Source organism: Paenibacillus sp. FSL R10-2771 (assembly GCF_038000205.1).
GTDB classification, from domain to species: Bacteria; Bacillota; Bacilli; order Paenibacillales; family Paenibacillaceae; genus Paenibacillus_AQ; species Paenibacillus_AQ phytohabitans.
In genome coordinates this window covers 4,446,147-4,470,099 of record NZ_JBBOBM010000001.1, presented here as the reverse complement: position 1 = coordinate 4,470,099, position 23,953 = coordinate 4,446,147, and the positions used below count along the sequence as shown (strand labels likewise).

Annotated in this window: 25 protein-coding genes; 17 read left to right on the top strand and 8 right to left on the bottom strand. The window is 52.5% G+C overall.

What is annotated here, in order from left to right:
• Positions 1-142: 142 nt before the first annotated feature.
• Positions 143-661 (bottom strand): thiol peroxidase, encoded by a 519-nt coding sequence (gene tpx, locus NSU14_RS19325; RefSeq protein ID WP_042135733.1) that lies wholly within the window; start codon positions 659-661, stop codon positions 143-145.
• A gap of 113 nt (positions 662-774) precedes the next feature.
• On the opposite strand from tpx, the gene NSU14_RS19320 reads away from it, so the two are divergent.
• Together NSU14_RS19320 and NSU14_RS19315 are read left to right on the top strand one after the other, a co-directional pair.
• Complete coding sequence (locus tag NSU14_RS19320) at positions 775-1,401, top strand: rhomboid family intramembrane serine protease (RefSeq protein ID WP_042135735.1); 627 nt, start codon at positions 775-777, stop codon at positions 1,399-1,401.
• A 14-nt stretch (positions 1,402-1,415) separates the two neighbouring features.
• Positions 1,416-2,333 carry a LysR family transcriptional regulator gene (locus NSU14_RS19315; protein ID WP_039299738.1) on the top strand — a complete coding sequence of 306 codons (918 nt, stop codon included), beginning with the start codon at positions 1,416-1,418 and terminating at the stop codon, positions 2,331-2,333.
• A gap of 40 nt (positions 2,334-2,373) precedes the next feature.
• On the opposite strand, the gene NSU14_RS19310 is transcribed toward NSU14_RS19315, so the two are convergent.
• Complete coding sequence (locus NSU14_RS19310) at positions 2,374-3,051, bottom strand: zinc metallopeptidase (protein ID WP_371916272.1); 678 nt, start codon at positions 3,049-3,051, stop codon at positions 2,374-2,376.
• Between the two features lie 33 nt (positions 3,052-3,084).
• Positions 3,085-3,516, bottom strand: a complete 432-nt coding sequence (locus tag NSU14_RS19305) for a MerR family transcriptional regulator (RefSeq protein ID WP_042135737.1) — start codon at positions 3,514-3,516, stop codon at positions 3,085-3,087.
• Positions 3,517-4,193: 677 nt separating this feature from the next.
• On the opposite strand from NSU14_RS19305, the gene NSU14_RS19300 reads away from it, so the two are divergent.
• The 3 genes from NSU14_RS19300 to NSU14_RS19290 are packed head-to-tail and all read left to right on the top strand — an operon-like array spanning position 4,194 to position 7,444.
• On the top strand, positions 4,194-5,582 hold the full coding sequence (locus NSU14_RS19300; RefSeq protein WP_042135739.1) for an ammonium transporter: 1,389 nt from the start codon (positions 4,194-4,196) through the stop codon (positions 5,580-5,582).
• A gap of 42 nt (positions 5,583-5,624) precedes the next feature.
• Entirely contained in the window at positions 5,625-6,698 is a 1,074-nt protein-coding gene (locus NSU14_RS19295) for a DUF294 nucleotidyltransferase-like domain-containing protein (protein WP_340948966.1), read from the top strand.
• Positions 6,695-7,444, top strand: coding sequence for an exonuclease domain-containing protein (locus NSU14_RS19290; RefSeq protein WP_042135741.1), 750 nt, complete (start codon positions 6,695-6,697; stop codon positions 7,442-7,444). The genes NSU14_RS19295 and NSU14_RS19290 overlap by 4 nt, the downstream gene beginning before the upstream one ends.
• On the opposite strand, the gene NSU14_RS19285 is transcribed toward NSU14_RS19290, so the two are convergent.
• The gene (locus NSU14_RS19285) at positions 7,430-7,900 is read right to left on the bottom strand and encodes a M67 family metallopeptidase (RefSeq protein WP_340946837.1); all 471 of its coding nucleotides are present in this window, start codon (positions 7,898-7,900) and stop codon (positions 7,430-7,432) included. The genes NSU14_RS19290 and NSU14_RS19285 overlap by 15 nt on opposite strands.
• A 132-nt stretch (positions 7,901-8,032) precedes the next feature.
• Between NSU14_RS19285 and NSU14_RS19280 the strand changes: the two genes are divergently transcribed.
• Complete coding sequence (locus NSU14_RS19280) at positions 8,033-8,593, top strand: TlpA family protein disulfide reductase (RefSeq protein ID WP_042135743.1); 561 nt, start codon at positions 8,033-8,035, stop codon at positions 8,591-8,593.
• 95 nt (positions 8,594-8,688) lie between these two features.
• On the opposite strand, the gene cimA is transcribed toward NSU14_RS19280, so the two are convergent.
• Positions 8,689-10,308, bottom strand: a complete 1,620-nt coding sequence (gene cimA / locus NSU14_RS19275) for a citramalate synthase (RefSeq protein WP_042135745.1) — start codon at positions 10,306-10,308, stop codon at positions 8,689-8,691.
• A 270-nt stretch (positions 10,309-10,578) separates the two neighbouring features.
• Between cimA and NSU14_RS19270 the strand changes: the two genes are divergently transcribed.
• From NSU14_RS19270 to NSU14_RS19260, 3 genes are all read left to right on the top strand, one after another.
• The gene (locus NSU14_RS19270) at positions 10,579-11,871 is read left to right on the top strand and encodes a DNA polymerase IV (protein WP_171718432.1); all 1,293 of its coding nucleotides are present in this window, start codon (positions 10,579-10,581) and stop codon (positions 11,869-11,871) included.
• A 158-nt stretch (positions 11,872-12,029) separates the two neighbouring features.
• On the top strand, positions 12,030-12,272 hold the full coding sequence (locus tag NSU14_RS19265; protein WP_036702186.1) for a ferredoxin: 243 nt from the start codon (positions 12,030-12,032) through the stop codon (positions 12,270-12,272).
• 244 nt (positions 12,273-12,516) lie between these two features.
• Entirely contained in the window at positions 12,517-13,902 is a 1,386-nt protein-coding gene (locus NSU14_RS19260) for a L,D-transpeptidase (protein ID WP_340946836.1), read from the top strand.
• Here NSU14_RS19260 and NSU14_RS19255 read toward each other — a convergent pair.
• The gene (locus NSU14_RS19255) at positions 13,899-14,036 is read right to left on the bottom strand and encodes a hypothetical protein (RefSeq protein WP_171718430.1); all 138 of its coding nucleotides are present in this window, start codon (positions 14,034-14,036) and stop codon (positions 13,899-13,901) included. The genes NSU14_RS19260 and NSU14_RS19255 overlap by 4 nt on opposite strands.
• A gap of 208 nt (positions 14,037-14,244) precedes the next feature.
• Between NSU14_RS19255 and NSU14_RS19250 the strand changes: the two genes are divergently transcribed.
• The 7 genes from NSU14_RS19250 (at position 14,245) to NSU14_RS19220 (ending at position 20,692) form a co-directional block, all read left to right on the top strand.
• Positions 14,245-15,339 (top strand): quinone-dependent dihydroorotate dehydrogenase, encoded by a 1,095-nt coding sequence (locus NSU14_RS19250; protein WP_042135749.1) that lies wholly within the window; start codon positions 14,245-14,247, stop codon positions 15,337-15,339.
• A gap of 27 nt (positions 15,340-15,366) precedes the next feature.
• Positions 15,367-16,179: a GTP pyrophosphokinase gene (locus tag NSU14_RS19245; RefSeq protein ID WP_039299775.1), complete on the top strand. Its 813-nt coding sequence runs from the start codon at positions 15,367-15,369 to the stop codon at positions 16,177-16,179.
• The gene (locus NSU14_RS19240) at positions 16,145-16,627 is read left to right on the top strand and encodes a DUF309 domain-containing protein (protein WP_305954205.1); all 483 of its coding nucleotides are present in this window, start codon (positions 16,145-16,147) and stop codon (positions 16,625-16,627) included. Before NSU14_RS19245 ends, NSU14_RS19240 begins: the two co-directional genes overlap by 35 nt.
• A 69-nt stretch (positions 16,628-16,696) precedes the next feature.
• A complete protein-coding gene (locus NSU14_RS19235; RefSeq protein ID WP_340946835.1) occupies positions 16,697-18,283 on the top strand; it encodes an RsmB/NOP family class I SAM-dependent RNA methyltransferase in 1,587 nt (528 codons plus the stop codon).
• 3 nt (positions 18,284-18,286) lie between these two features.
• Positions 18,287-19,051 (top strand): pseudouridine synthase, encoded by a 765-nt coding sequence (locus NSU14_RS19230; RefSeq protein ID WP_042135757.1) that lies wholly within the window; start codon positions 18,287-18,289, stop codon positions 19,049-19,051.
• A gap of 645 nt (positions 19,052-19,696) precedes the next feature.
• Entirely contained in the window at positions 19,697-20,500 is an 804-nt protein-coding gene (locus NSU14_RS19225) for a Cof-type HAD-IIB family hydrolase (protein ID WP_340946834.1), read from the top strand.
• Between the two features lie 33 nt (positions 20,501-20,533).
• Positions 20,534-20,692, top strand: a complete 159-nt coding sequence (locus NSU14_RS19220; protein WP_156118593.1) for a hypothetical protein — start codon at positions 20,534-20,536, stop codon at positions 20,690-20,692.
• A gap of 321 nt (positions 20,693-21,013) precedes the next feature.
• On the opposite strand, the gene NSU14_RS19215 is transcribed toward NSU14_RS19220, so the two are convergent.
• Together NSU14_RS19215 and NSU14_RS19210 are read right to left on the bottom strand one after the other, a co-directional pair.
• On the bottom strand, positions 21,014-21,103 hold the full coding sequence (locus NSU14_RS19215; RefSeq protein WP_197073075.1) for a sporulation protein YjcZ: 90 nt from the start codon (positions 21,101-21,103) through the stop codon (positions 21,014-21,016).
• A 115-nt stretch (positions 21,104-21,218) separates the two neighbouring features.
• Positions 21,219-22,625, bottom strand: coding sequence for an RsmF rRNA methyltransferase first C-terminal domain-containing protein (locus NSU14_RS19210; protein WP_340946833.1), 1,407 nt, complete (start codon positions 22,623-22,625; stop codon positions 21,219-21,221).
• Between the two features lie 190 nt (positions 22,626-22,815).
• Between NSU14_RS19210 and NSU14_RS19205 the strand changes: the two genes are divergently transcribed.
• Positions 22,816-23,952 carry a glycosyltransferase family 4 protein gene (locus tag NSU14_RS19205; RefSeq protein ID WP_042135763.1) on the top strand — a complete coding sequence of 379 codons (1,137 nt, stop codon included), beginning with the start codon at positions 22,816-22,818 and terminating at the stop codon, positions 23,950-23,952.
• Position 23,953 lies beyond the last annotated feature (1 nt).

Here is a 23,953-nt window from a genome sequence, read left to right as displayed (position 1 = left end):
GCGGTTTCTAAGCGCGGTACAGGCCGTGCCGGGCATTAATAAATAGGGCTCATCATACGCAAAAAGCGGGAGAAGGATGACCTTCTGCCGCTTTTTTTCACAAAAGTAAGACTGAAAATGTATAAGTATGGTGCGCTTGCGGTTACAGCAGTGCCCGAACAGCAGAGATGGCAGCTTCATAGTCCGGATGCTCCGCCATTTCGCTGAGGTATTCAACATAAGCCAGCTTGTCATTCTTGTCCACAACGAAGATGGAACGCATATCCAGACGGAATTCCTTGATCAGTACGCCGTAGGCTTGTCCGAAAGAGGTTTCCTTATGGTCGGAGAGTGTAATTACACTGTCAATGCCTGCAGCGCCGCACCAGCGTGCCTGAGCGAAAGGCAGGTCTGTGCTGATAGTGAGGATAACCACGTCATCGCCGAGACCGGCAGCCTCGCTGTTGAAGCGGCGGGTCTGTGCATCGCACACGCCGGTGTCGAGGGAAGGCACAACGCTGATCAGCTTTATTTTGCCGGCATAATCACCGAGTGAAGCATCTTCCAGCAGATTCTTGCTTACCACGAATGCGGGTGCGGAATCTCCTGCCTTCAGTTCAGGTCCTACGAGAGTAATGGGATTGCCTTTAAAAGTAGCTACGCCTGTTCTTTCTTGCGTCATGTCCTTGTTTCCTCCTTGGATTGCAATATTGGATTGTTACTGCCACAATAAATTATAATCTTTTTAGAAGCTGAATGTCGAGCCGGACAAACATACATAAAAGGATGGGTGCTATGATTTTCATACGATACGAGAAGTGGAAAAGTTATCTCCGGTATTATCCGGTAACCTGTGTGCTGATTCTGGCCAATGTGCTGATGTTCATTGTACTGTCGCTGAATGGCGGCTCAACGAATCTGCAGACTCTCGTGAAGTTCGGGGCAACGGTAAATGTCGGACCGGAGAAAGATGAGCTGTGGCGCTACGCTGCGGCCATGTTCCTGCATAACGGGTTTGCCCATCTGTTCTTTAACAGTTTCGCCCTGCTGGTATTTGCGCCTCCCCTGGAGCGGCTGATGGGCTGGTGGCGGTATGCGCTGCTGTATCTGGCCGGCGGGTTCCTGGCGAACCTTCTGGGGGTTGCCATCAGCGGCCGCGGAGTAGTAGAGATCGGGATTGTCTCTGTAGGCGCCTCTGGAGCCATCTACGCCGTTTATGGAGCATTCCTCTACATTGCGTTACTGCAAAGAACGATGATGGACGAGGGCTCGCGCAAGACGCTGTACGGCCTCCTGGTGATGGGGATTATTATGTCGTTTGCCACACCGCATGTAGATTATATGGCCCATATCGGCGGTCTGATAGCCGGCTTCTTCATTTACGGACTAATGATCCGCGTGTTCAAACGAAACCGACGATAAGAGAGGGTGTAGATGTGGAGCTTAGACAGCTGCAGTATTTTCTAAAGGTTGCCCAAAAGGAACATGTCACCAGAGCGGCGGAGGAGCTGCATGTCGCACAATCTGCAGTAAGCCGCCAGATCCATCAGCTTGAGCAGGAGCTCGGTGTAGATCTGTTCATGCAGAAAGGGAGGAACCTGCAGCTTACTCCCGTCGGACAGCTCTTTTGCAAAAGAGTAGAGTCGCTCCTTAATGAACTGGACCGTTCAGTGGCGGAGGTTCATGAATTCCTTGATCCGGAGCGCGGGGAGATCCGCATCGGCTTCCCGCATAGTCTCGGGACCCATCTCATTCCTTCCATTGTTGCGGAATTCCGCCGTCATTATCCGCATGTTAAATTCCGCTTTAAGCAGGGGGCCTATCCGTCGTTAATTAAGGATGTGATTTCGGGTGAGGTGGATCTGGCCTTCATTTCTCCATTTCCGGAGAATGACGGGCATGTGGCCGGAGATATTGTGATGACTGAAGAGTTGTTCGCCATTCTGCCGCAGAATCATCCGCTGGCCGGAGAGGAAGTGATCCGGCTGGAACAGCTGCGGGAAGAGAAATTTGTCTTATTCAGCCAAGGCTACTCACTGCGGCCGATTGTATGGCAGGCTTGTCTGCAGGCGGGGTTCAAGCCGCAGATCGCTTTTGAAGGCGGGGAGACAGATACGATCCGCGGTCTGGTAGCTGCCGGGATGGGAGTAAGTTTGCTGCCGGAGATGGCGTTCTACCAGACCAATCCAATGCAGCCGGCGCAGGTCCGGGTCGTTGAACCCTCGGTTACAAGAACGGTGGGGCTGATTCACAGGGCGGACGGCAAGCTGCCGCTGGTGGCCCGTTCATTCCGTACCTTCCTGCTAACATATTTCAAAGACAGACAGCAAAACAATACCCCGGTCGGCTCATAGCCTACCGGGGTATTGTTTGTAATGATCTAAGGGTCCGCTCTTAGTCGCGGTTCCCCAGGAACATGAGGATCAGCCGGATAAGCTCAAGCAGCGAGACTAATGCTGCTGCCACGTACGTGAGTGCTGCGGCATTCAGGACCTTGGCGACCCCGCGTTCCTCTTCATTGCGGATGAAGCCTTGCTGGACCATGATCTGGCGTGCCCGGCTGCTGGCATTGAACTCAACAGGCAGCGTGACAAGCTGGAAAGCTACTGCTGCCGAGAAGAAAATGATCCCCAGGCCAATAAGATTCAATGAGCTGAAAATAAAACCGGCCAGCAGCATAAAGGGTGCAACACCTGATGCGAAGTTAACAACCGGGAACATCCGGTGGCGGAGTGTCAGCATCGGATAATGTTCCTTATGCTGAATCGCATGGCCAATCTCGTGACAGGCGACAGAAACCGCTGCGATGGAGCTTTCATAATATACGGGCTCAGACAGCCGGACAACACGGTTGATAGGGTCGTAGTGGTCGGAGAGGGTGCCCCGTACCGGTTCAATGGGTACATCGTATAATCCGTTGGCGTCGAGCATGCGGCGTGCGGCTTCATATCCGGTCAATCCATTCATGTTGGGCACCTTGGCCCATTTCTTGAAATTACCCTTGACCCTGAACTGCGCCCACACGGAGAAGATAAAAGCGATAATTAATAATAGATACATTAGGGGCATCATATGTCTCATTCCTCCACTTTAAGTTACAAGCTGTTACATTGGCGGCCCCTGCGTCAGCAGAAGCCGGATCGCTTCCATGCAGGCAACACCTTGCGGAATTAATGCTGCTAATGCCCGGTTGGCCTGTCCGGGCTTCAAACCGCTAATTACCGGTTCAAGAGCCTTGACCTCGCGCTCAAGCTGCTGCATCTGAATCTCAAGCTGAACCAGTTTGCCCGAGACCTCGGCTTCCGGTGTAGCTGCGTTCCATTTGCCCATCAGGGATTTGATTTCTTCCAATGTATATTTCTCCTGCTTTAGCTGATTAATACGTTGTAAATTGATCAAGGTTTCATGACTGTACAGCCGGTAGTTCTTCATGCTTCTTGATTCGGGTGTAATAAGTCCGAGCTTCGTATAATAATCAATGGTACGTTCACTTGTGCCGGCCGCCTTGGCCAGCTCACCAATCCGGTAAAGGGTCATATCTCCAAGTCATCTCACCTCGTTCGAAGCGGCAGGCTGTAATACAGCGATGTGCTCTGCTTCATTTATTATTCTTATAATTAATGATACCAAATCGCAAACCATACAGTCAAACGTCACACTTACTTAAAGTATATGCTGTAATTTCTGAAAGATTCGCTGTTTATTACATGAGGGATACCTTCTTTGCGGAGTGCGGGAGCACAGATTTCCATAATGGTGGGGATTCAGACAGGGAAGGCAAGATTGATATATAACACGACATGTAATGTATAGACTTAAGAACCCTAAATATCCCGGATATTATACTCAGCCGCTTAGGAAAAGCGGTTAAACATATTTTATATTGAAGATAAACAAGGGTGATGTCAGGTAAAATCCGGAGTGAAAAGGTATGTTTACTAACTGATATTAATAAAAATACATAATGAAAGATCTAGAATCCTACACGAAGTGTATGCGCTTGCATCCTTGACTGGTATGGAAGTTGGCGGTTTCTGCGGATTATCTGCGATCTGGCGGGGGAATTGTCATACGGTGAATAAATCGTGAGCTTCCGATAATAAATTAAAACATTCAAAAAAATAGTCTTGTCAATTTCCCTGACTTCTGATTATAATGACATTAAGAGTTTCACGCTTTGTTAGAAAATATAACATTGGGGAGTGGGGTAAAGTATGAAAAAAAAGATGTTGATGATGTTCCTGGCCATGGTTACACTGATGATCTATCCGGTCAGCGCATTTGCAGCTGAGGGTCCGGCAACACCGGATCTGCAAATCGGACTTGACACTGCGTTTACGTTCCTGGCATTTATCCTTGTATTCTTTATGCAAGCTGGTTTTGCAATGCTTGAAGCAGGTTCGGTCCGGATGAAGAATGCCGGCCACGTTGCCGGTAAGACGGTATTGACACTGGCCATTGCAAGCTTGTGTTTCTGGGCTCTGGGCTTTGGTCTTGGCTTCGGTAACGGCAATAGCTTCTTCGGTACTACAGGATTCTTCTACGGTGGAGATACAACGGCTTCCTCGTTCGAATCCCTGTTATTCTCCGATGTCACTCTAAATGTTAAATTCCTGTTCCAAATGGCTTTCGCAGCGGTTTCTCTGGCGATCGTATCCGGTGGTATGGCGGAACGTGCGAAGCTGAGCGTATACATCATCTTCGGAATTCTTTTCTCAGTAGTGATCTACCCGGTTGTAGCTCACTGGGTATGGGGCGGCGGCTGGCTGGCTGAGCTGGGCATGCAGGACTATGCAGGTTCCACAGTTGTCCATCTTACAGGTGCAACTGCAGCTGTTGTGGCTACAATCCTCCTTAAACCCCGTCTGGGCAAGTTCAATAAAGAAGGTAAACCGGTTATCATTCCTGGTCACAACCAGGTATTCACAGTACTCGGCGTTATCATTCTCTGGTTCGGCTGGTTTGGCTTCAACCCGGGTAGTGCATTGTCCCCGATGGGCGGATTCTTCGGCCACGTGGCACTGACAACGAACCTGGCTGCTGCGGCAGGCGGTCTGGCGGCACTGATTGCTTCTTGGCTGTACTTCGGCAAGTCGGATATTCCGGCAATGCTGAATGGTGTTCTGGCTGCACTCGTTGCTATCACTGGTGCCTGTGCATTTGTAGAACCTTGGGCAGCAATTCTTATTGGATTTATCGCTGGTGCATTCACGTTCATGACATCACAGTGGCTGGAACGTGCAGGTCTCGACGATCCGATCTACGCCTTCTCCGTTCACGGTATTGCAGGGATGTGGGGAGCCATTTCTACAGGCTTGTTCGCAACACCTGAGCTTGTTGAAACTGTTGGTGTCGGTAAAGCCGGTTTGTTCTACGGCGGCGGGGCACATCAGCTGGGAGTACAGGCGCTTGGTGTCATCGGAACCTTTGCTTTCGTAGCGGTGATGTCCTTCATTATCCTCTATGTGATGAAGATGGTTATCGGACTTCGTGTAACGGAAGAAGAAGAATTGATGGGTCTGGATATCAGTGAGCATGGTACTTACGGTTATCCTGAACAAATGAAACTGATTACAGAATCGGAATCCAAACCCTTGAAATAATTATATCTTCTACTCAATAGGGAGGCGGACCGAGTGGCTTCGATGGAGACAGCAGACTGGAACGAAGATGAAAGATACTTGTCCATCGTAACGGCCGGTTCGCCGCAGGAGCTTAAGGCCAGGCGTACCGCTTGTCAAAAAGTACTTCTGGAGCAATTAAACGTTATTCCGGTTGAGGAATGGATGTGCCGGGTGAATGCAATGCATGATCAGATTGCAAGAACCGCGGTACACATATGTGAGGCGCAGATGAAGGAGGCGGGCTATGGCCTGCCTCCCTGCGCCTATTCCTTTATTGTATTCGGCAGTGCAGGCAGACAGGAAGCTACGCTGTGGAGTGATCAGGATAATGGTTTGATTGTAGAAGGAGAGCTGGATGGGCTCAAGAAAAGCTATTTCGAAGCCTTTGGAGCCATGTTGTCCGATGTGCTTGAAACTACAGGATACGAGAAATGCGATGGCAAGGTGATGTGCTCAGAGCCTTTGTGGCGTAAAACACTGCCTGAATGGGAGCATCAGCTGGCGGGATGGATGGAGCAGCTGGAATGGGAGCCTGTCCGTTACCTGATCATAGCTTCTGATATGCGCCATGTGGCCGGCAGCGTAGAATTGTCCGCGAGGTGGAAGGAAGCTTTTCATGCCGGTTTTGCAGACAATCACAAACTGGCGATGGCTGTGCTGCGCAATACCGTGCGTCATAAAGCAACGCTTAATCTGCTTGGACAGGTGCTCACGGAACGGTTTGGCGATTATGCCGGCGGTTTTGATGTCAAATACGGGCTTTATATCCCGCTTGTCAATATTGTCAGGCATTTGTCGCTGCTGCACGGGATAGAGGATTCTTCGACGCTGAAGAGGCTTGAGCATTTGGCTGAACTGGACAAATACCAGCATCTTGAAGAGATCCGGCGGGCATTTCTGACTGCCTTGAAGATGCGTGTGAATACGCCTTATACGGTGGAGGACGGCTTGCTAGCAAGCAGTGATTACTATGCCGAGAATGATTTGAAGAATAAGCAGCTCAGAAGTGAGCTGCGGGAAAGTCTGCTGCTGGTCAGGCGCCTGCACAAGGCCCTGCAGCGTCAGCTCCGGTCCGCGGAAAGGAGACAGCCATGAAGGAGCCGAACAAAGGCGGAGGGTTCTGGAATAACCTGAGACAAGGCGGAATGCCATCCGCCATCGCTTCCATGAGAGGCGGAGAATCGGCGCAGCAAACCGCACAGCAGATGGCTTTTATCCGTTCTCTTATGCGCGAAAAACGGCGTCCGGAAGTGCTGCACACGCCGCTCTCTGAGCTGGAGACCGTTATATTTGATCTTGAGACTACCGGCTTCTCCCATCAGGGCGGGGATGAAATTATGTCCTTCGGGGCGATCCGTGTGGTAGGGGAAGAGATCAAGGAAGACGAATGTTTCTATACGCTCGTGAATTGCGGGACGGCTATTCCTGATAATATTACCAGGCTGACCGGGATCTCAGAGGAAATGACATCCAGTGCCCCGTCTTTGATGGACGGACTGCACAATTTCATGTCCTTTGTCGGCCAGAGAGTACTGGTAGCACATGGAAGTGCACATGATAAATCTTTTCTGAATGCCGCCTTATGGAAAACCTCCAAGGTCCAGCTGACCCACCGGGTACTGGATACGATGATGCTGGCCCGCTGGCTGGAGCCGCACCGTAGTAATTACACGCTGGATGAGCTGCTGGCCATCCACGAGATCCCGATTGAAGGCCGTCATCATGCGCTGGAGGATGCCAAAATGACGGCGAAATTATGGGTAGCGTATCTCCGGCAGATTTCCCAGAAGAACCAGGTGGAGACACTGGGCGATCTGTACGCTTATCTAAGCAGGACTTAAGGGCACATGCTGTAAGGCAGCTGTCTGTGCAGAGCCATTGCTGTCCGTACGCTGTATTAGGAAGCCGTTCAGCAGCGGAGTACCGGTATGGCCGGTTCCCGGAGAGCCGATCAGGTATACCTTGAACTCAGGCCCCAGCGAAGACAGGCCGTTCAGATCGGCAAGAGAAGGCCAGGGCGCAGCATGCGGATGGGAGTGGAAGAATCCGACAGGTGCGGGTTCACGGTATACGGCTCTGATCCACTCTCCGGGATCAGGTACGAAAGAATGCAGCGGGTCAGGCGCTACGTTGCGTACCGGCACATAGTTGTCGATACACATGCCGCCCGCTGCGGCAGCTCCCAGCAGGATTCCGCAGGCTTCCTGCGGATAACAGGATAGCAGATGCTTCCCCAGCATATGCTGTACGGAAGAGCTCAGTCTGATCGACTGGGGGATTCCCTGGCTCGCTGTCATATCTTCACCCCTCTCTCTTCATGGGATTTCGTCTTTGACGGAATCCTCTTTTTTTATTGCAAATAACGTTTGAAACTGCAGCAGGTGGGGGTACAATAGAGGAAAATCCTCTAAGCAAAGGAACTGACTCCTATGAAAGCAGTCCATAAACGGAATTTGACTGTTCTGGCCCTGATTGTTTTTCTGGCCGTTCTTGCCATAGAGCATAGAAGCAAGGCTGAACCGAAAGCGGTCGCGGTCCTTCAACAGCAGGCGGAGCCGGAGACAGGTGCTTCCGCAGGCTTGAGAGCTCCTTCATTCATGCTTCAGGAAGGCGACAAACGGTATGAAGTCGGGGGAGCCAGGGAGAAAGCGGTAATGCTGAATTTCTGGGCCTCCTGGTGTGATCCCTGTCAGCAGGAAGCTCCGGAGCTGAACAAGCTGGCAATGAAATACAGCGATGTGCTGGATATTTACGGCATCAATGTTACCAGCCAGGATTATAAACCGAATGCAGAACGGTTTGTCAAAAAGTACATGCTGGCTTTTCCGGTGATGTATGATCTGAAAGGCCAGATCTTCGATAAATATAATGGAGCCGTATTCCCGACCAATGTACTAATTGACAAGAAGGGTGTAATTAGCGAGATCATTCTGGGTGTCCTGACCGCTGAGGAACTGGAGCAGAAGATTATCGCCTTAACCGGCTCCTGACGAGGCCGGCGGCAAGGTGCTGCAAAGCCCTCCGGTGCGGATGTACTTCCGCACCGGAGGGCTTTTGATTTTGAACAACCTATGGATAAAGGCAGTTAGTGATTGACTAAGCCTCTCGGCTCACTGCTGGCCTGGGTGCCATGATCCAGCGAAATCTGTCCGAGCAGGGCATAGCGCATAGAATCGACCAGTGCCTCCCAGCTTGCTTCAATCACGTTGCTGGATACGCCTACTGTGCTCCAGGTGTCTCCGTAGTCTTTGGATTCAATGAGTACGCGAACCTTCGCTGCGGTCTGGTCCTGCTCGTCAAGCACCCGGACCTTATAGTCGGAGAGGTGCATATCCTTAAGCTGCGGGAAATACGTCTGCAGCGCCTTGCGCAGCGCGTTATCCAGCGCATTGACCGGACCATTGCCTTCTGCGGCAGTATACAGGTTCTCGCCGCCGACCTTCAGTTTGACGAAGGCTTCAGAGACGACGGGGCGGCCGGCAGTTTTCTCTACCAGCATCTTGAACGACTCGAAGGTGAACAGCTCGTTCATCTCCCCGGTAGCTTCCCGGAGCAGCAGTTCAAGCGAGGCATCCGCCCCTTCGAACTGATACCCCTGATGCTCCAGGTCCTTGATCTTATCAATAACCTTGCGGGCCTGTTCGCTGCTTGGATCGAGACTGAGCCCCATCTCCTGGGCTTTGGACAGCACATTGCTTTGTCCTGCGAGTTCAGAGACAAGCACACGCTGTTTGTTGCCGACCAGCTCGGGAGCGATATGCTCATAGGTGCGCGAATCGCGCAGAATGGCCGAGACATGAATGCCGCCCTTATGGGCAAAAGCCGCGGTTCCGACATAAGGCTGGTTTACCGGCATGTTCACGTTGGCGACTTCGCTGATGAACCGGGCGGTGTTGGTTAATTGGGGTAACGAATCTCCCGGGATACAGTGATACCCCATCTTCAGCTGCAGGGTTGGAATGATGGAGCACAGATTGGCGTTACCGCAGCGTTCGCCGTAGCCGTTGATGGTTCCCTGGACCTGACGTACACCCGCACCGATTGCGCTTAAAGTGTTAGCTACCGCAAGCTCGCAATCGTTGTGTGTATGAATGCCCAGAGCAGCACCCGGAAGCTGGATGCCCATGCCGGAGACGATCTCCTGAATTTCATGCGGCAGGGTTCCGCCGTTCGTATCGCACATTACAAGCCAGTCGGCTCCGGCTTCGCGGGCACGGGCGAGTACGGCAGAAGCATATTCGGGATTGTTCTTATACCCGTCGAAGAAATGCTCCGCATCGAAAATGACCTCCAGTCCCTGACGTTTCAGGTAGGAGATGGAGTCGCCGATCATGGCAAGGTTCTCTTCAAGGGTAGTCTGCAGCGCAGTATGAACGTGGAAGTCCCAGGACTTCCCGACCAGGGTCGCTGCCGGAACGCCGGCATCAATCATTCTTTGCAGCCCGTCGTCGTGCTCCGCTACCGAATTCTTGCGCCGGGTGCTGCCGAATGCCGTGATTTTGGCATTCAGGTGGAGCTCCTGGACTCTTTTGAAAAATTCGATGTCTTTATTGTTGCTTCCCGGATTGCCGCCTTCAATATAATGGACACCCAGATCGTCGAGTTTCCGGGCAATCTTCAGCTTGTCATCCGCCGACAGACTGATCCCTTCGCCTTGAGTGCCGTCGCGCAGGGTAGTATCGAAGATGGAGATAGACTTAGACATGAGTGTCCTCCTAAAAGTGTTGTTTGGCATAACTTCCTTGAAACCGCTTCGTGCAAAACTGGCCTCGGAAGCATTAGCTTAAGTTGTAGTTGTAGTTAGCATACACATATATGAAATTAATTTTTATATTATAGCATTTTTACGCGGGAAAGTAACAAAGAACTTTTCACTTAAACGCCACATGAGGCTCTTCTGCAAGTTGACCTCCCGCAAGGTGAAGAGGTATGCTGACAATAACAATGGAACCCTGAAGATAAGAAGGTCGATACCATGCAGAATGTGGATCAGTATTATCCGGCAAGCGGCAGGGTTATTCTACATGTGGATATGAATGCCTTTTACTGCTCGGTGCATGAGGCGGAGGATCCGGAGCAGTATAAAGGTAAAGCGACGGCCGTTGCCGGGAGTGTGGAGTCCAGACGGGGGATTATCGTCACTTGCTCCTACGCCGCACGCAGGCTGGGCATCTCAACCGGGATGCAGGTGCAGAAGGCGCTGCGAATCTGTCCATCCTTAATCCTTATTAAGCCGGACTTTCATTTATACCGCAAGTACTCGAATGCATTTATGCAGATTGCCTACAGCTATACTCCGCTGCTTGAAGCGGTATCGATAGACGAATGTTATCTGGATATTACCGGTTCGCGCCAATTCGGGACCCCTCCGCAGATTGCCGAGGCGCTGCAGCGGCGTATTATGGAAGAGCTGGGTCTGCCCTGCTCCATAGGGATTGCCCCCAATAAACTGCTGGCGAAGATTGCCTCTGATCTCAAAAAGCCGAATGGCATATCCGTGCTGCGGCTGCGCGATGTGCCGTCCATTCTATGGAACAAACCCTGCAACGAGATGTTCGGAATCGGCAGCAAGACGGCCGAGAAGCTGAAGAAGCTGGGCATCTACAGCATTGGACAGCTGGCGGCAGCGGATGAGGCGATGCTAGTCGGACATTTTGGCGTGATGGGCTCGTGGCTGAAGCGGGCCGGCAACGGGATCGATCACGGGGTAGTGAACCCTGAGCGGGAACAGAGCAAGTCCATCGGCCACACGACTACGCTGCCGCGGGATGTGGTGGGGCTGGCGGAGGCGCGTCCAATCCTGCTGAATCTCAGCGATCAGGTGGCGCGGCGGCTGCGGAAGCAGGGTCTGGTCGCTGCGGGAGTGCAGCTAACGATCCGTACACCGGATATGAAGACGATTACCCGTTCGCGCCAGCTGGAGGCACCTACAGAGAGCGCTGAAGACATCTATAAGGCTGCCCTGGACCAGTTCGCGCGCCACTGGAAGGGCGACAAGCCGGTACGGCTGCTGGGGGTGACCCTTCAGGGGCTGACGCTCAAGGAGGATTCCGCCATTCAGCTGGACTTGTTCGATTACGAACGGCAGCCGAAGAAGGAATCGCTGAATAAGGCGATGGATATGCTGCGCAACAAGTTCGGCGAGAATGCGGTGCTGACAGCAGGGATGCTCACCGACAGCCACTCGGCGCGGCTGCGTAATCACAAGGAGCGGGGGACTTCACTTCAGAAGGACAATCTTAGCGGCGCGGACCGGGATACCGACTGAGATATTGGCCCGGAATAGCAGCATGATGCGGCCGGTTAATAGGGCAATACTGTAAACACATTGAAAATTCATTGAAATTGTATCCTATTTATATTAATATGAGAAAAATAACAGGCTGCTACTGCAGGCTGTATTGTTTAACGGGAGGCAGAGATAAAATGGCTAAGTACACTTGGGTCGAAAAAGATACATGCATCGCTTGTGGTGCTTGTGGCGCGACGGCCCCTGATATTTTTGATTACGATGACGAAGGTTTGGCAGAAGTGATCTACGAGAATGACGGTAACCACGGGAATGTAGTGATTCCGGACGACTTGTTCGATGACCTGCAGGATTCCGCTGACGGATGTCCAACAGACTCCATTAAGATTGCGGATGCGCCGTTCAACAAAGAAGGCTAAGTCCGGACTTCAATTCATCAGTACCTAATGTAAGGATCAGATATAGGGTGATACTCGTATTTGATCCTTACATTAACATAAAGGCATCTCCTGACCGTGATAAATGCGGCTTGAGATGTCTTTTTTTAATGTCCTGACCGATATAAAATATAAAGAAACTAAGTTGAATCATAGATTCCCGGAGGCCAATGTGAAAAATTCGCAGCATCTTAAAGCATATGTGCAGATGCATCCTGATAACAAGATGGCATGGTACTTGCTCGGTAAGGAATACTATAAGAACGGTCAGCAGGGAAAAGCCAATTACTGCTTCAACCAGGCCGGCGAAGTGTATGAAGCTTTTGAGCACAGCAAGGTGCCGGCCGATATGCTGAAGCAATATGAGGATGGGCTGCTGCAATCCGCCCGGGAACGCCAGGCAGGCAGGCTGCGGAAACGCCGTGTGCTGCTGGCCTTGATGCTTCTGCTGCTGTTGCTGATCCCGGCTGCAGTGGCACCGGGGGTAAGCCAGGAAAGCTCTGAAGCACCGGACGGGGAGAATGCGGCTGTTGCCCTGGCTGAGCTGCCGGCATCAGATGAAGAAGAGACCCCGGCAGTTCAGCCAAGCCTGTCCTTCACCGCTGTAGGGGCAGATGCCGTTTCCGGCGGCCAGGGACTGGCGGGTATCCTGCAGAAGGCACAAACGCCTTCCGCCACGGCGATGCTAAGCATGGAGCGGGCGGGCAAGTGGCTGGTATGGAAGAAGAAGCTTCCACTGGCGGCTACGCTTGCCAAGAGCGGGGACGGACGCGTAGTGTACCAGTCCTATAATCCGGTTGTCTGTGACTGCCAGCCGCCTGATCCGGCGGAAATCAAGAAGCAGGCGGGGCTGTGGCAGGAGAAGCAGGAGGAGCTTGCCGTGCTCTGGAGTGCCATGCGGGCCTATAAGACGGGCAAAGGAGCCCTTCCCGGTTCACTGCAGGAACTGGTGAAGCCTTTTCCGGCCAACTGGCTGGGCGGCACGACACCGCTCATGAAGGAAGAGTTCAGTCCGCTCCGCGGGGCAGCAGCGGGACTTGCTGCAGTGCCAAGCCCCTCTCCGCAACCTGCCGTAACACCGGCCGCCGGTTCACCGGGGCAAGGTCAGACAAGCGGGGGCAGTACCGAGGCGGGCAGCGGAGCCGGCGGGGCAGATATGCCCTTTTTTACAGCACCGCTCACAATTATTGTGGATAAACAAAAACACCGTCTGGCAGTAACCAGCGGCAATATTATTCTGCGGAACTATGCAGTCGGATTGGGCGGGGAGAAGACGCCTGAGGGTAGCTTCGTGATCCGGGATAAAGTGGTCAATCCGAATGGACGTGATAACGGTGAATTCGGCAGCCGGGGCATGCAGCTCTCGGACAGTAATTATGCGATACACGGCACGAATGAACCGGAAAGCATCGGGAAGGATGAATCACTGGGCTGTATCCGGATGAGCCGGAAGGATGTGGAGGAGCTGTTCGCGATGGTGCCGATGGGCACGAAAGTGCAGATTAGTAAAGGGGTTCTGCCTGAGGAGCTAGTCGTGCCGGAGGACCGGTTCCCTTCGGATGCGCCCCCAAATCAGACCAACCCCCATAAGGTCTACCATTGGTTGAATTAGTTCCCTGCTACGAGAAACAAAACGACAATGAGAAGAACCAGCAGTACCAGACTTGCACTGATCCATAGGATTGCCTTGCGGTTAACCTCTTCTTTTTTCTGCTGCAGTGTAGGAGGTTTGCGTTTAGTTGACATATTGTCATCCTTCTTTCTCTCTTTATCTGTGACTACCCTTACATTGTAATGCGTTTACAAGAAAATTACTATACTCTGAGGGACAGGCTGGAACAATCGCTGCGGCAAAAAACTTTTCTTTTCACCCGGAAACGGATAAAATTAAGAAGAAACCTATAGATACGGGAGTCGCCCTGCGATTTGTGGTTCCCTTGAAGGAGCGAGAACGGTGCTGTATCGACATTTTGGTAAACCAATTTTCTTTAAAATGGACCCGGAGAAGGCGCACCATCTCGTCATAGGCGGACTAAATAAAGCGAATTTAGTTCCCGGCGGAAGTGCGGCGATGCGCCTCATGTACGGTGTTCCTGAGACTGCTGATCTGGCAGTGGATCTGTTTGGCGTGCATTTCCCCACACCGGTAGGCTTAGCTGCAGGACTGGATAAGAATGCTGAAGCGGTAGGAGGCTTCTCTTCAATCGGCTTCGGATTTATGGAAGTGGGCACAGTGACGCCGCTGGGCCAGCCGGGCAATGACAGCCCCCGGTTATTCCGCCTATTGCCCGACAAGGCGCTGATTAACCGGATGGGCTTCAACAATGAAGGCGCAGCGGCAATGGCTGAACGTCTGAAGGGGATGAAGAAGCGCAGGATCCCGGTAGCGGTCAATATCGGGCGCAACAAGGCCACCCCGAATGAATTGGCGCATGAGGATTACCGCCAGTGTATCCGTACGCTATATCCGTACGGTGATTTTTTTGTGGTCAATATCAGCTCGCCGAATACGCCGGATCTCCGGAGTCTCCAGCATGGCAGCGAGCTCTCGAACCTGCTTAGCCAGGTGAAGGAAGAGATGGAGCTGCAGCGGGTGAAGACCGGAGAAGCCAAAGGGCTGCTGGTGAAGATTGCTCCCGATGTCAGCGACGCCGAGCTGGAATATATGGTACATACAATCACAGAGGCTGGAATGGACGGTGTGATTGCCACCAATACGACACTTGTCCGTGAAGGGCTGAAGAGTGACAAAGCCGGTGAAACGGGAGGACTCAGCGGCCAGCCGCTGCGTGACCGCTCCACAGAGATTATCCGCAGAATCTACAGCCAGACCGGCGGCAAGCTGCCGATTATCGGCTCGGGCGGGATTTTTACAGCCCAGGATGCTTATGACAAAATCCGGGCAGGCGCAAGCCTGGTCGAAATTTATACAGCACTCATCTATGAAGGACCGGAGGTTAACCGCAAAGTGCATGCCGGATTACGGCAGTTGCTGCGGCGGGACGGTTTCCGGGGGCTCCTAGAAGCGGTGGGCGCTGATCATCACTGAAGGATGAATGGACAGGAGGACAAGGCGATGGACGTCAGGGACTGGGGAACTTTTCTACTTCCATATGAACAGACTGTGGAGGAATTGAAGGTTAAATTTAAAACAATGCGCTCGGAACTCAAGAAAAGAGAAGAATATACACCGATTGAGTTCGTAACCGGACGTGTCAAACGGCTGTCGAGCATACTCGAAAAGGCTAAGCGGTTAAACGTGAAGATGGAGGATCTGGAAACGGGCATTGAGGATATCGCCGGCATTCGCATTATGTGCCAATTCGTCGAGGATATCCGCAGAGTGGCGGAGTACATCCGCGCCCGCAAGGACCTTGAAGTGTTATATGAGAAGGATTACATCACCAACTACAAGGAAAGCGGATACCGCAGCTTCCATATGATCATCAGATACCCGGTACAGACTGCACTTGGACAAAAGATTGTACTGGCCGAAATCCAGATCCGCACGCTGGCGATGAATTTCTGGGCAACCATTGAGCATTCGCTGAATTATAAATACCGCGAGAGCCTGCCGGATGAAATGCGCGTCCGCCTGAAGACGGCAGCGGAAGCGGCATCGATCCTGGACAGCGAGATGTCCAGTATCCGTGAAGAGATTCTGGAAGCCCAGAAGACCTTCGAGGAGAACTCGAATACGACGACCCAACTGCTCAAAGCCATCCATCAGCTGTATTTCTATCACCTCGTGAATGAAGCGATTGAGTGCCAGGAGCGGTTCAATGCCATCTGGCAGGTGCAGGATATGGACGCTATGCGGGAGCTGCTGGATCATGTGCGGGAGCTGCTCTCGAATGCCAAGAAGGGCAGCCAGCCGGATGGCCTATGAGCCGCTGTACCTGGAGTATCTGATCTATTTCAACCGGGACAGGGATTACTTCGAATGTCATGAGGTGCTTGAGGAGCTATGGCTGGAACAGCAGCGCGACCCGCTCTACAAAGCATTGCTGCAGGTAGCGGTCGGGCTGTATCATTTCCGCAACGCCAATGTGCGCGGCGGACGGATCATGCTGAGGCAGTCCTATGAAGTACTGCGTGGATATCCGGCGGTTACCTTGGGGATTGATCTGGCGAAGCTCGTGCAGGAAGTGGGAGAGTATGCCGCCCGGCTTGAAGCTTATGAAGAGCAGCCGTTTCCCTATTATGACCTGACGATCCGTATTGTTGACCCTGTGCTGGAAGAAGCGGCGGGAATGACTGCGCAGTCTCTTAAGCCGCAGCTTCCCCAGCGCCGGGGGCCGCAGCGGCCGGATAGACCCAGGCATAGAGCGGATTGAATATAGCAAGGCAACATTAGGAGCACCCGCAGGGGTGTTCCTTGATTATTTGAGCAGGAGGACGGCATCATGGCGGCACAACTGCCCGGGCTTTTCATGGAGCGCATGAAAGAATTGCTGGGAACTGAATACGATCAATTTGTGGATACATATAAGCAGTCCCCCTACGGAGGAATCCGCGTAAATACGCTGAAAATTACTGTGGACGAGCTGCGCGGACGATCCCCTTTCGGGCTGGAGCCTATTCCCTGGTGCCCTACCGGTTTCTATACCGGAGAGGGAGCCAGACCCGGCAAACACCCGTATTATCATGCCGGGTTATACTATATCCAGGAGCCCAGTGCCATGGCACCGGTCGAATTGCTTGGCGTTCAGCCGGGTGACCGGGTACTGGATCTGTGTGCCGCGCCCGGCGGCAAATCCACGCAGATTGCCGCCAAGCTGCAAGGCGAAGGTCTGCTGGTTACCAACGACCTGCATCCGGAACGGACGAAGGCACTTGCCAAGAATCTGGAGCTGTACGGCGTGCGTAACGGAATTGTACTGAATGAGAGCCCGGAGCGAATTGCAGCCGCATTCCCCGGATTCTTCGACCGGATACTGATTGACGCGCCTTGCTCCGGTGAGGGCATGTTCCGCAAGGACGAGGATATGGTCAAGCAGTGGGAACCGGAAACTCCGGCCAAATATGCGGGTATGCAGCGGGAGATCCTTGCGGCGGCAGCGGCAGCGCTGAAGCCGGGCGGAACGGTCGTATACTCGACATGTACGTTCGCCTTGGAAGAGAACGAAGAGATGATTGACGGTTTCTTATCCGGTCATCCGCAGTTCTCGCTGGTACCGGTGGGCGGCAGCGGTTCTTTTGCTGCCGGATTAGGTCCATTGCCGGGAGCTGCGCGGCTGTGGCCGCATAAGGTCAAGGGCGAAGGACACTTCATGGCCGTGCTGCGGCATGACGGAAGTCCTGATATAGCTGGAGTGGCAGATATAGAGGCGAGAGCAGACTTCATAGAAGCAAAGACAGACCTCATAGAAGCAAGGGCAGACTTCAAAGAGGCGACCGTATCCGTTTCTCCGCGTAACCGGGATACAAGGTCAGCTTCCCCTGCCAAAGCTTCGGCAGGCAAAGCTGAGAACGGGCGCGCAGGCAAGGGCGGACGGGGGCTTGGCAAAACTGGAGCTGCTGCCGGACGGCAGGTCCAGGGAACCGGAGAAGAAGCATCGCTTGCGGTGTATGCTGGTTTTATTCAGGAGCTCCTTGGGAAGCTGCCCGCCGGATATCCGGTATGGTTCGGAGATCACTTGTATATCTCGCCGCTGCCGCGTGAAGCGCTGGACGGACTGAAGACGATCCGTCCGGGCTGGTATGTCGGACATATGAAGAGCGGCCGGTTCATTCCCGGGCATCCGCTGGCAACAGCCTTGCATCCTGCGGAGAGCAGCCGAAGTGTGTCGCTGTCCAGTGCAAGCGGTGAAGCTGTCTCCTACCTGAAGGGAGAGACCTTGTCGATTCCGGAGGAACGTCTGTCCATTAAGGCCGGTCATGCCTCCAAGGGTTACATGCTCGTCTGCATTGACGGCTTCAGCGCAGGCTGGGGCAAATGGCAGGACGGTATGCTCAAGAACGAATATCCCGCTGGCTGGAGGTGGACATAGATTATGAGTGGAGCAGGAAATACGAATAAGAAGCAGCGGATTGATAAAGTATTGTCCCATATGGGCATTGGCTCACGCAGCGATATCCGCAAGCAGGCGAAGCAGGGGCTGATTACGGTGAATGGCGCTGTAGTCAAAGACAGCGGCTTTCATGTAGACCCCGGGCAGGACGTGATCGAGGTTGGCGGTGAGCCGGTTCTCTACCGTGAATATATCTATCTGATGATGAACAAACCGCCGGGCGTCCTGTCCGCGACTGAGGACAAACGCGACCGTACTGTTCTGGATCTGCTTAAAGCTGAGTATGCGCTGTTCGAGCCGTTCCCGGTGGGGCGGCTGGATAAGGATACCGTGGGTTTGTTGCTGCTCACCAATGACGGCAAGCTGGCTCATGAGCTGCTGTCCCCGCGCAAGCATGTACCCAAAACCTACGAAGCTACGGTCGAAGGTGAGGTCGATGCGGCGGATGTGGCCGCTTTTGCAGCCGGTGTGGAGCTGGAGGATGGGTATGTGACACTTCCGGCAAGCCTGAGGATTCTGAGCAGAGAAAGAGGCAGCAAGGTGCTGTCGTATATCTCGCTCACGATCACGGAAGGCAAATTCCACCAGGTGAAGCGGATGTTCGTGGCGGTCGGGAAGAAGGTTGTCTTCCTGAAGCGCGTATCGATGGGGGAGCTGAAGCTGGATGAGAGCCTGCCGCTTGGCGCATGCCGGGAGCTGACTGCTGAAGAGCTGGAGCTGCTGCGCCGGGGCGGGGCGGAGGAATAAGCTGGCGGGTAAAGTGATGCAGCGCCATATCCAGCAAATGAAGAGCGGACCTGGCAGATTGCCAGATCCTAAATGGTGGAAGGCTAATACAACTTCGGCGGACCGCCGGGGCTTGGGCTTGCATGCAGTATAGCTGAAATGACTGTACGCCGGACCGTAGCGGATACTAGCTAGTGCAACTTCAGAACTGAAAAGTGAGTGTATTCAACAATGCTGCTAGTGAGTGTTCAGTCCTAATGGAGATTCAGAGATAGTTGTATAATGTACAATTAAAAACAGCGAAAAGGGATGCTTACGTCTTATAACTGTATTCTGTACAACTAAATCTGCCCAAATGGGTGAAAACCAAGGCGCAATGGCAGTTTAATTGTACGAAATACAACTAAATAGAGTATTGGTTGTAAATCAGACGTTTTAGTTGTACAAAGTACAATTAAGTATATTGAATACCGTAATCGGTTCAATGCAATGGCTCGCTTACAGTACCTACGAGACTCACGTACTATTCAGCCGATTTTGGGCAGCTGCGCGGGTGAAGAATTTACACAACCTTTGATATAAACGAAATCTTAGTTGATGGGGTTTAGGTAAGCTTTTGATACAGAGTGAGGTAAATATTATACAGAGAAATAAGGATGGTGGAGTATGAAATACAAGCTGATAGCACTTGATGTGGATGGAACGCTGCTGGACGATGATCATCACTTAAGTGACGAGAATAAAGCGGCCATTGCCGAGGTTACCCGCCAGGGCGGTCAGATCGTATTGTGTACAGGACGCAGCCCGCAGAATTCGATTCCGTTCATGGAAGAGATGGGCTTGTCGGGGTACGTGCTGGGGCATAACGGAGCGGTGACGGTGAGTGTGAAGGACCGAAAAGTACTGCACCAATATGGAATGGACGCCAGGGGGCTCGATCCGTATATTGCGTATTGCCGCGAACATGATATTCATTTCGACGTTAACACTGCATTCGATATGTATGTCGATAATGTCGAGAACTTGACCAAGGAAGCCAACTTCATGTATGAGCATTTCCGGATTATGCCTGCATCGCTGCCGGCCTGGGAGGATTTCCGCGAACCGATTGTGAAATTCACCGTGTTCACGCAGTCTGATATTCTGGATGAAGCGCAGCGGGAATGGTCTACCTGGGGAGAGCAGTACAACATTCTGCGCAGCGGAGAGTTCTTCGTGGACTTCATGCACCCGGAAGCCTCCAAAGGCAATGCCCTGAAGAACCTGGCCGCAGAGCTGGGCATTCCCCAGGAGCAGGTCCTGTCGATCGGCAATTATTATAATGATATCTCTATGCTGACGTATGCCGGCCTGGGTGTTGCTATGGACAACTCACCGCTTGAAGTCAAAGCAGCAGCAGATGCGGTTACCGGAACGAATAATGACAATGGCGTGCGCGATGCGCTGGTGAAATACTGCCTGTCTTCCTGACTTCTGTCCTGATTGGCCCCGGCGGTGTACTAAGTGGAAAAACGTCATCTAATTATGCGGAAATCTCAGGAAACAGGGCAGCAGTTGGAAAAAAGACACTTAATTCCGCTCCCTCTGGAGAATATCGGGAATATGGGCGGAATTAGTGACGATAATCCACTTATTATTGGCAAAGCAGCAGAGACGGAATGATTAAGTGTTGAAAATCATAACTATTCCCACAACCCGGACTGCTTCATAGCATTCAGAATCAGTGAAGCTTGAAGAAGACGAAGACCACATAATGCATGGTTCAGTGCCTGGGCGGCTCTGTGCTGTGCTTTTTTTTGTGGAGTTCCGTTCAGATAAAAAGAAAAACGCAAATAAAAAGTGGAAATGTAAAGTGAAAATGTAAAACGCAAATAAAAAGTGCAAATGAAAAGTGCAATTAAAAAACGCAAAAAAGCAGCCTTGCCGCTCCTGAAAGGAACGGCCGGGCCGCTTGTGTCTATACGCTATGCTGCTTAAGCGGAATTAGACAAACAACGAACGGGAAATGATAACGAGCAATATGAAGAGCACCAAAATCGCACCGGTCGATGTGAAGCCTGGAACTGCACCCATGTCTGATTCCTCCCTTGACTCATGTCTGTTCCCATTGCCGCGTTAGTAGTTCAGCGGAGCTCCATGGGATAATGACATCATATGCGTAAGGAGGCTCCCTGAACTGGTCAGCAGCCTAAACCTCATCAATATGGGCTTTCAGTATCCGCAGGCCCTTGGGCAGATGATTCTTCAGCTGGCCGGAGCTGGCTTTGCCCCAGCCTACGGGCAAGCCATCCACACTGACCAGTGTCCAGCCATGCAGGCTGGCCGGAACGGGCAGACTCTCTCCGCGCAGCCAGGCCTGGATTTCCGGACCCCCGGCAGGCATATCATAGCTCCGCGCCGCCTGATCCGGTCTCAGCGCCATGGCCAGAGCGTGGGCGGGTTCAATCCGGTTTTTCTTCAAGTGGGCAATATGCAGTCCGGCACGCGGAACCTTAAGGCCGTCGAGCAGGCCGGTGTGCAGCCGGTCATTGAATGCTTCGGGCAGCAGATACAGGGATTCACCGAAGAGAAGCGGTACGCCGCTTCCGGCAAACCCGGGCAGTTCTACCGACGACCAGCTTATAAACTGCTGATAGGCATCCCGGAGCGAGGAGCTTACTTTCGGACTGTTCTTGCCGCGGTCTCCGCGTTTGCTGCGGCCCTGACGCTGTGCAGGTTCGGCATCATCCTCTACAACTGCCTTGCGCAGCAGGGCTACGAAATGCCCTTCTCCTTTTTCCAAATGAGGCCACAGCCGTTTCGTAACGATCAGCTCCATATCGGGATAGCTCTGTATGAAGTGTTCGATCGTCTCTTCGTTTTCTTTGCGGTTAAAGGTGCAGGTCGAGTAAGCCATACTGCCGCCCGGCTTCAGCATCAGGTAGGCATCCTGCAATATATCCCACTGTCTGGCAACACACATCTCCACATGCTTCGGTGACCATTCGCTTACGGCGGCAGGATCTTTGCGGAACATTCCTTCACCGGAGCAAGGCGCATCAAGCATAATCCGGTCAAAAACTTCAGGGAACCGCTTGGAGAGTTCCCCCGGGGTTGCCGAGGTGACAAGCGCGTTAGCTATCCCAAGCCGCTCTACGTTTTCTGCGAGTATTTTGGCCCGTTCAGGATGTATTTCATTGGATATCAGCAAGCCTTGTCCCTGCATCAGCGCGGCAATATGGGTGGTTTTGCCTCCCGGTGCGGCAGCCAGATCGAGCACAGTCTCCCCGGGAAGCGGTCCAAGCAGCTCAGCTGCGGACATTGCCGAGGGCTCCTGAATATAATATAGTCCGGCGGTATGATAAGGATGTCTCCCCGGCCGTGCAGGCTCTTCATAATAAAATCCTGCCGGACACCAAGGTATCGGCGACAGGCTAAATTGGGATATTGCTTGTTCCGCAGCTGTGCGGCCCGGATCTGAAATGCTTTTTAAACCATTGAACCGCAGACCCTGGGTCCGCCGTGCATGATAGCTCTCCAGAAAAGCGTCTGCCGTATCCCCCAGCATCTCTCTAATGTCAGCGGTGTAAGCGGCAGGCAGCCGTTCTTCATTCATACGTCATTCTCCTCTAATCAAAATCCAAGATAAGTAAAGCTGTCATCTTAGTTGCTGTTTCAGGTAGATACCGATAAAATCAAAGTATGGATCTTAGCGTACCTGTAATTGTACTTCTACATATACACAACTATATCATAATTGCCGGGTCTCACCGTAATCAGGGCAATTGTAAAGGGAGATGTACCTTATGAACTTGCTGCAAGCGCTATTCTTCCCGCCGGAGCAGCCCGGTGGTGTATCTTCTATGATCCCTTATCTGCAGGAACGCTTCCGGTCCAGCCGCTGGGAGATGGATTTGTTCTGGCTGCCCAAACGGATCCGGGGCAAGGGACGCGAAGAGATTGTCTTTGAAACCTTTGACTGGACACAGTACGGCGAAAGTCCGGTTGTGCAAAAATATATCCAAACCTACCGTGATTATATTTGGTGGACGAAGCTGCGGATGAGCAAAAGCTATGATCTGATCCATGCCCATCACCCGATTGCCGGGCTGGCCATGAAAAGAATATATCCGGAAATTCCTTTAATTCAAACGCTGCACTCCAGCTATGAACGCGAGCTGATTCTGAATGGAGCCATCCAGGAGGGCGGCCTGGAGCATCAGTTTCTGGTCTCGATTTACCGCGAGCTGGAGCATGTCAGCGACAGGCTGATGACGGTTTCGCGCGCTTTTGCCGAATATTTAACTCCTTATATAGATCAGCCCGGCAGCATCGGCGTTATTCCCAACGGTTTCGACGAGAAGAGATTCAAGCCTGTGCCGCATGACAATGATATTCCGCAGCTGGTCACTGTTACCCGTCTGGTACCGGCCAAAGGAATAGATACACTGTTCAAGGCTTGTGCCGAGCTCAAAAAGCGGGGTCATGAATATGTACTGCATATTATCGGGGACGGACCGAGCCGGGCGGAGCTGGAGCAGCTGGCGCAGGACCTGGGAATTTATAATGAAACGATCTTTTACGGCTATACGCTGCATCCGGAGGAATTCATGCCGTTCTTTGATATTTTTGTCCTCCCTTCGCGGGCGGAGGCATTCGGGTCAGTCTTTGCGGAAGCTGCACTCAGCTGCCTCGCACTTGTCGGAACGAATGTCGGCGGGATTCCCGAGCAGATTGAAGATGGCGTCAACGGGCTGCTGGTGAATCCGGATGATGAGCTGGGACTGGCAGATGCCCTTGAGAAAGTGATCAGTGATCCCGGCTACCGTTATGAGCTGTCCCGTTCGGCCTGGGATAAGGCCAAGAGCCTCTATTCCCTGACCCGGGTAGCCAATGAGCTGAAGAAAACTTACCTGCAGTATCAGCCGGGAATGAAGGGGTGAG

Excerpts from the sequence above, each read along its gene's own strand:
- NSU14_RS19290 (WP_042135741.1), top strand. The coding sequence starts at position 6,695 with ATGAAGGAGCCGAACAAAGGCGGAGGGTTCTGGAATAACCTGAGACAA.
- NSU14_RS19280 (WP_042135743.1), top strand. The coding sequence starts at position 8,033 with ATGAAAGCAGTCCATAAACGGAATTTGACTGTTCTGGCCCTGATTGTT.
- NSU14_RS19235 (WP_340946835.1), top strand. The coding sequence starts at position 16,697 with ATGGCGGCACAACTGCCCGGGCTTTTCATGGAGCGCATGAAAGAATTG.
- NSU14_RS19320 (WP_042135735.1), top strand. The coding sequence starts at position 775 with ATGATTTTCATACGATACGAGAAGTGGAAAAGTTATCTCCGGTATTAT.
- cimA (WP_042135745.1), bottom strand. The coding sequence starts at position 10,308 with ATGTCTAAGTCTATCTCCATCTTCGATACTACCCTGCGCGACGGCACT.
- NSU14_RS19305 (WP_042135737.1), bottom strand. The coding sequence starts at position 3,516 with ATGACCCTTTACCGGATTGGTGAGCTGGCCAAGGCGGCCGGCACAAGT.
- NSU14_RS19215 (WP_197073075.1), bottom strand. The coding sequence starts at position 21,103 with ATGGGTGCAGTTCCAGGCTTCACATCGACCGGTGCGATTTTGGTGCTC.
- NSU14_RS19240 (WP_305954205.1), top strand. The coding sequence starts at position 16,145 with ATGCCAAGAAGGGCAGCCAGCCGGATGGCCTATGAGCCGCTGTACCTG.
- NSU14_RS19210 (WP_340946833.1), bottom strand. The coding sequence starts at position 22,625 with ATGAATGAAGAACGGCTGCCTGCCGCTTACACCGCTGACATTAGAGAG.
- NSU14_RS19265 (WP_036702186.1), top strand. The coding sequence starts at position 12,030 with ATGGCTAAGTACACTTGGGTCGAAAAAGATACATGCATCGCTTGTGGT.
- NSU14_RS19255 (WP_171718430.1), bottom strand. The coding sequence starts at position 14,036 with ATGTCAACTAAACGCAAACCTCCTACACTGCAGCAGAAAAAAGAAGAG.
- NSU14_RS19310 (WP_371916272.1), bottom strand. The coding sequence starts at position 3,051 with ATGATGCCCCTAATGTATCTATTATTAATTATCGCTTTTATCTTCTCC.
- NSU14_RS19260 (WP_340946836.1), top strand. The coding sequence starts at position 12,517 with ATGGCATGGTACTTGCTCGGTAAGGAATACTATAAGAACGGTCAGCAG.
- NSU14_RS19230 (WP_042135757.1), top strand. The coding sequence starts at position 18,287 with ATGAGTGGAGCAGGAAATACGAATAAGAAGCAGCGGATTGATAAAGTA.
- NSU14_RS19295 (WP_340948966.1), top strand. The coding sequence starts at position 5,625 with ATGGAGACAGCAGACTGGAACGAAGATGAAAGATACTTGTCCATCGTA.
- NSU14_RS19300 (WP_042135739.1), top strand. The coding sequence starts at position 4,194 with ATGAAAAAAAAGATGTTGATGATGTTCCTGGCCATGGTTACACTGATG.
- tpx (WP_042135733.1), bottom strand. The coding sequence starts at position 661 with ATGACGCAAGAAAGAACAGGCGTAGCTACTTTTAAAGGCAATCCCATT.
- NSU14_RS19205 (WP_042135763.1), top strand. The coding sequence starts at position 22,816 with ATGAACTTGCTGCAAGCGCTATTCTTCCCGCCGGAGCAGCCCGGTGGT.
- NSU14_RS19285 (WP_340946837.1), bottom strand. The coding sequence starts at position 7,900 with ATGACAGCGAGCCAGGGAATCCCCCAGTCGATCAGACTGAGCTCTTCC.
- NSU14_RS19270 (WP_171718432.1), top strand. The coding sequence starts at position 10,579 with ATGCAGAATGTGGATCAGTATTATCCGGCAAGCGGCAGGGTTATTCTA.
- NSU14_RS19245 (WP_039299775.1), top strand. The coding sequence starts at position 15,367 with ATGGACGTCAGGGACTGGGGAACTTTTCTACTTCCATATGAACAGACT.
- NSU14_RS19225 (WP_340946834.1), top strand. The coding sequence starts at position 19,697 with ATGAAATACAAGCTGATAGCACTTGATGTGGATGGAACGCTGCTGGAC.